We start from the raw sequence: 6,382 nt of genomic DNA, 5'->3' as shown, positions 1-6,382 counted from the left end.
GCCGGGGGTGGACTCCGGGGTGTTCTCCGGGGCGGTTCGGGGGGCTGTTCCGGGGGCTGCTCCGGGGGCTGCTCCGGGGGCGATTCGGGGGCCTGTTCCGGGGTCGATCCGGGGGGGTGTTCCGGGGTCGATCCGGGGACCTGTTCGGGTGAGGAGTACCGCCCTGTGGGGCAGTGCGGCCCGGAGGGTGGCCGACCGGGCGACGTCGGTGAGGGAGGCCCCCTGGTGTGACCTCGCGTGCCCGGTCCGCGGATACCCGGTCCGCTGGTGCCTGGTGCGCAGATACGCGCCGAGCCGTGCGGCCTGTCGGCGTACCGCGTCGGCGTCCGGTCCGGTGACCACCAGCGGCACGACCGACGGTGTGACCCGCCCGGCCGCCGGGGCGGAGCCGGGTGCGTCCGCCGGGGTGGCCGGGGGTTCCTCCAGGATGACATGGGCGTTGGTACCGCTGATCCCGAACGAGGAGACACCGGCCCGGCGCGGACGGTCCCCCGCCGGCCAGGGCCGGGCGTCGGTGAGCAGCTCGACCCGGCCCGCCGCCCAGTCGACCTGCGGGGTCGGCTCGTCGACATGCAGGGTGCGGGGCAGCAGCCCGTACCGCATCGCCTGCACCATCTTGATGATCCCCGCCGCGCCCGCGGCCGCCTGCGTGTGCCCGAGGTTGGACTTGACCGACCCGAGCCACAACGGGCGTTCACGGGACTGTCCATAGGTGGCCAGCAGGGCCTGCGCCTCGATCGGGTCACCGAGGGTCGTCCCCGTACCGTGCGCCTCGACCACGTCCACGTCCTGCGGGGTGAGACCGGCGGCGGTCAACGCGTCCCGGATGACCCGCTGTTGGGCGGGCCCGTTGGGTGCGGTCAGCCCACTGGAGGCACCGTCCTGGTTCACCGCCGTACCCCGGACCACCGCCAGGACGCGGTGTCCGAGCCGGCGCGCGTCGGAGAGCCGCTCGACCAGCAGCATCCCCGCGCCCTCGCCCCAGCCGGTGCCGTCGGCCGCCGCCGCGAACGACTTGCACCGGCCGTCGGCGGCCAGACCGCGCTGCCGCGAGAACCCGATGAAGGTGTCCGGGGTCGCCATCACCGCGGCCCCGCCGGCGAGCGCCAGGTCGCACTCGCCCGACCGCAGCGCCTGCGCGGCGAGGTGCAGCGCGACCAGCGACGACGAACACGCCGTGTCGACGGTGACGGCCGGGCCCTCCAGACCGAGCGTGTAGGCGATCCGCCCGGAGGCGACACTCCCGGAGTTGCCGGTGCCGAGGTACGCCTCGACCTCGTCCGGTACGTCGAGGAGGCGGGCCGCGTAGTCGTGGTACATCAGCCCGACGTAGACGCCGGTGCGGGAGCCGCGCAGACCGAGCGCGTCCACTCCGGCGTGTTCCAGCGCCTCCCACGCCGTCTCCAGCAGCAGGCGCTGCTGCGGGTCCATCGCGAGGGCTTCCCGTGGCGAGATGCCGAAGACGTCCGGGTCGAAGTCGGCGGCGTCGTAGAGGAAGCCGCCTTCCCGGGCGTACGACGTTCCCGGGTGGTCGGGGTCCGGGTGGTACAGCCCGTCCACGTCCCAGCCCCGGTCGGTGGGGAAGAGGCCGATGCCGTCCCGGCCGTCGGCCACCAGGTCCCACAACTCGTCGGGGCTGCTCACACCGCCGGGATAGCGGCAGGCCATGCCCACGACGGCGATCGGCTCCCGCGACCCGGACTCGGCCTCCGCCAGCCGCTTGCGGGTCTGGTGGAGGTCCGCGGTCACCCGCTTCAGGTAGTCCCGAAGCTTCTGCTCAGTCGACACCAGCGCGTCACCTCACTCCGGTGGTCACCGGGATCGCGGGGTGGGGCGGCGCCGCGGACCGGCGGCACCGCACCCGACGGTAGAAGCACCTGGTGGGCCCCAGAACCCCTAGGGCTCCCTTACTGATCGGCAAGGCGATGGGCCGATCACTGGATCAGCTGATCGACCGGTCGACCGATCGGCCGGGTCGACCGACCAGCCGACCCGGCCGATCGGCTACAGGCCCAGGTCGTTGTCGATGAAGGCGAACATCTCCTCGTCGCTGGCGTCTTCCAGCCGGTCGGCGACCCCGTCGGCCGCCTCGGACGGCTGCCAGCCGGCGAGGAGTTTCCGGAGCCGGTCGGCGATCTGGTCGCGGACCGCGGGATCGAGGCCGTCGGCGGTCAGGGCCGCCTCGAACCGGTCGAGTTCGGCCAGCGTGGGCAGCGCCGGCAGCGTCGGGGCGGGCGGGGCCAGTTGCTCGCGGAGGTGTCCGGCCAGATCGGCGGGGGTCGGGTAGTCGAAGATGACCGTGGCCGGCAGACGCAGGCCGGTCACCGAGGTGAGGCCGTTGCGCAGCTCGACCGCCAGCAGCGAGTCGAAGCCCTGGTCGAGGAAGCCCCGGGTGGGCTCCATCGCGTGGTCCGCCGCGTGGCCCAGTACGGACGCCATGTGGCTGTGCACCAGGTCCAGGAGCAGTTCGTGCTGGTCCTCGAGCGACAGCCCCGCCAGTCGCCGACCGACCGGTGCCGCCGCTGGTGCGGTGGCGGTCCTCGCCGTGGGCTGCCCGGTGGGCCGCCGGACCAGGCCGCGCAGCAACGCCGGCACGTCCCCGGACGCCCGTACGGCCGCCAGGTCGAGCCGGATCGGCACGACCGGCACCGCCGGTGCGGTCACGGCCGCGTCGAACGCCGCGATGCCCGACTCGACGTCGAAGGGCAGCACTCCGGCGCCGGCCATCCGCTGCCTGTCGGTCTCGTCCAGGTCGCCGGCCATGCCGCCGTCGGCCCACGGCCCCCAGGCCAGTGCCTGACCCGGCAGGCCGCGTGACCTGCGGTGTTGCGCGAGGGCGTCGAGGAACGCGTTGGCCGCGGCGTAGTTCGCCTGGCCGGGTGTTCCGAAGAGCGCCGACGCGGAGGAGAACAGGACGAACGCCGACAGGTCGAGGTCGCGGGTGAGTTCATGCAGGTGCAGCGCGCCGTCCACCTTGGGCCGCAGCACGCGCTCCAGCCGGTCGGGCGTCATCCGCTCGACGATGCCGTCGGCGAGGACCCCGGCGGTGTGCACAACCGCCGTCAACGGGTGCTCGTCCGGTATGCCGGCCAGTACCGAGGCCAGCGCGTCCCGGTCGGCGACGTCCGCAGCGGCGAGCGTGACCTCGGCCCCTTCCGCCCGGAGCTCCTCGGCGAGCGCCTCCCCGCCGCCGGTACGGCTGACCAGGAGGAGCCGGCCGACACCGTGGGCGGCGACGAGGTGCCGCGCGACCCGGCCGGCGAGGGCACCGGAGCCGCCGGTGATCAGGACGGTGCCGGTGCCGAACGTCGCGGTGGTCGAGCCGTTCTCCGCGACCGCTGCCCGGTCGGCGCTGGTGGTGGTGCGGGCCAGCCGGGGCGCGAGCAGAGCGCCGGCGCGGATCGCCACCTGCGGTTCGTCGCAGGCGAGCGCCGCCGGCAACGCCCGCCAGGACGCGGCGTCCTCATCGACGTCGACCAGCAGGAACCGGCCGGGATTCTCCTGCTGCGCCGAGCGGAGCAGGCCTCGGACCGCCGCTCCGGCGAGGTCGACGCCGCCGTCGCCGGGCAGGACGGCGTTCTTGGTCAGTACCACCAGCCGGGAGTCCCCGGTCGCCGCCTGCCGCACGATCTCCAGTACTCGGCGAGCCTCGTCGTGCGTGGCCCGGACGACGTCCTCGGTGGTGTCCTCGGCCGCGGCACCGCCGGTGGCCAGGAACATGACCGGAGCGTCGAGGGTGGCCCGCGCGGGCACACCGGGCAGCTCCGGCAGCGGCTGCTCGCCGAGCACCGCCCAGTCGGCCGTTCCCGCGGGCACCGTCGACGGTTCCGGCACGCGGTCCCACTCGACCGCGAACAGGTCGGTCGCGCCGGGGCGGGCGGACGGCACCGGCCGCATCACCAGAGACCCGACCGTGAGCACGGGCTGCCCGGCCGTGGTGAACGCCGCGAGCCGGATCGCGTCGCCGCCGACCGGACTGAGCCGGACCCGCAGCCGGTCCGCGCCGGTCGCGTGCAGGGTCACATCCGACCAGCTGAACGGCAGCCGGGCCGCGGCGGCACCGCCTCCGTGCGCGTTTCGGTCACCGTGCAGGTCCCCGTCCTCGTCTCGGTCTCCGTCCTCGTCTCGGTCTCCGGTCAGGCTCAGGGCGTGCAACGCCGCGTCGATCAGCACCGGGTGCGCCCCGAACTTCTCCGCCGCACGCTGCTGTTCATCGTCCAGGACCACTTCGGCGAACAGGTCGTCGCCCTGCCGCCAGACCGTCCGCAGTGCCTGGAACGCCGGCCCGTACTCCAGACCGATGTCCCGCAGACCGGAGTAGAGGTCGTCGAGCGGGACCGGTACGGCGTCGACGGGCGGCCAGGTGTCCGCGGCGGACTCCGCCGCCGCGCCGACCGGGACGAGGGAGCCTGTGGCGTGATGCTGCCGACTGTCGCCCTGCTCGTCGCGGGAGTGGATGCGCAGGGCCCGACGGCCCCGCTCGTCCGGACTGTCCACCGTCACCTGGATCTGAACGGCACCCTGGTCCGGGACGACGAGCGGCGCGTGCAGTGTCAGCTCCTCGACGGTGTCGCAGCCGACCTGGTGGCCCGCCTGGACGGCGAGTTCGAGCAGCGCGGTCCCCGGCAGCACCGCCGCTCCCCCGACCACGTGGTCGGCGAGCCACGGCTGCGCACGCAGGGCGAGCCGGCCGGTGAGTACCGCGCCGTCCCCGTCCACCAACGGCACGACCGCGCCGAGCAACGGGTGGTCAGCGGCATCGAGCCCGGCCGCGCGCAGATCGCCGACACCCCCGGCCGACGCGATCCAGTAACGCTGCCGCTGGAACGGGTACGTCGGGAGGACACCCGGCCGGACACCCCGGTACAGCGTCCCCCAGTCCACCGGTACGCCGTTCACATGCAAGGTGGCCAGCGCCGTGAGCGCGGTGGTGACCTCGTCGCGGTCACGGCGCAGCAGCGGAACGGCAACCGTCTCCGGCTGCTGTACGAGGGCGGTCAGTACCGCGTCCGGGCCCAGTTCCACGAACCGGGTGACGTCGTCGAGCGCGTTGATCGCGTCGGTGAACCGGACCGGCTGCCGGACCTGCTCCACCCAGTACTCCGGATCAGACCACTGCCCCGGCTCCACCATCCGCCCGGTCACCGTCGACACGGCCGGCATGGAGGGCTCGCTGAAGGACAGCCCGCGCACCACCGCACGGAACTCCGCCAGCATCGGCTCCATCAACCGCGAGTGGAAGGCATGACTGGTCCGCAGACGTGACGTCTTCCAACCATGCTCGGCGATCCGGTCGATGTCGGCCTCAAGCCCGGCCACGACCACCGAACCCGGCCCGTTGACCACGGCGATATCGACGTCGGGGAACTCCGCGAGCACATCGGCTTCGGAAGCCATGACCGCGAGCATCGCACCGCCAGACGGCAACGCCTGCATCAGTCGGCCCCGAGCGGTGACCAGCGTGGCGGCATCCTCCAGCGACAACACCCCCGCCGCATACGCCGCCGCGATCTCACCGACCGAGTGGCCGAGCAGGACATCGGCCCGCACACCCCAGTGCGACAACAGGGCGTGCAGGGCCACCTCGACCGCGAACAACGCGGGCTGTGCGTACCCGGTCCGGTGGATCAGTTCCTCGTCGCTCCACACGGCTGACAGGGGACGGTCCAGATGCGGGTCGACGTGGGCACAGACGACGTCGAAGGCGTCCGCGAACACCGGGAACGCCTCGTACAGGCCCCGGCCCATCCCGATCCGCTGCGCGCCCTGCCCTGTGGACAGGAACGCCAGCCGGCCCGGGCGTGCGACACCGGTCAGGCCACCGGTGCCGGACGCGATCGCGTGCAAGCCGCCGACCAGTGCCTCCCGGTCGGCCGCGAGGACGACGGCCCGGTGGGCCAGTGCCGGACGCAGTGCCGCCGCCGCGGCGAGTGCGTGGAGGTCCTGGTCGGCCGCGTCCCGCAGCCTTTGTGCCTGGGCCCGCAGCGCCGCCTCGGTGTGCCCGGCGAGCGGCACGGCTGTGACCGGGGGCACCGCGACGTCCGCCGAGTCTCGCGGGGCCGGGGGTTCTTCGAGGATGACGTGGGCGTTGGTGCCGCTGACACCGAACGCCGAGACACCCGCCCGACGCGGCCGGTCCTCAGCAGCTTCCCACGGCCGGGCCTCGGTGAGCAGTTCCACCGCTCCCGACGCCCACTCCACATGCGGAGACGGCTCATCCGCATGCAACGTCGCCGGCAGCACACCATGCCGCATCGCCAGCACCATCTTCGCGACACCAGCCACACCCGCAGCCGCCTGCGTATGACCGATGTTCGACTTCACCGAACCCAGCCACAACGGCCGCTCCCGGTCTTGGCCGTACGTCGCCAGCAACGCCTGC

Annotated in this window: 2 protein-coding genes; both read right to left on the bottom strand. The window is 73.6% G+C overall.

What is annotated here, in order from left to right; translation table 11 throughout:
* Positions 1–1,788: beta-ketoacyl synthase N-terminal-like domain-containing protein (locus KUM32_RS15625; protein ID WP_308408665.1), on the bottom strand; the 1,788-nt coding region annotated here is incomplete at its 3' end.
* Positions 1,789–2,004: 216 nt separating this feature from the next.
* Positions 2,005–6,382: type I polyketide synthase (locus tag KUM32_RS15620; protein ID WP_217142492.1), on the bottom strand; the 4,378-nt coding region annotated here is incomplete at its 5' end.

Source organism: Streptomyces sp. AC627_RSS907 (assembly GCF_019049165.1).
The sequence above is the reverse complement of the archived record's forward strand: the minus strand, read 5'-3'. Positions and strand labels throughout refer to the sequence as shown.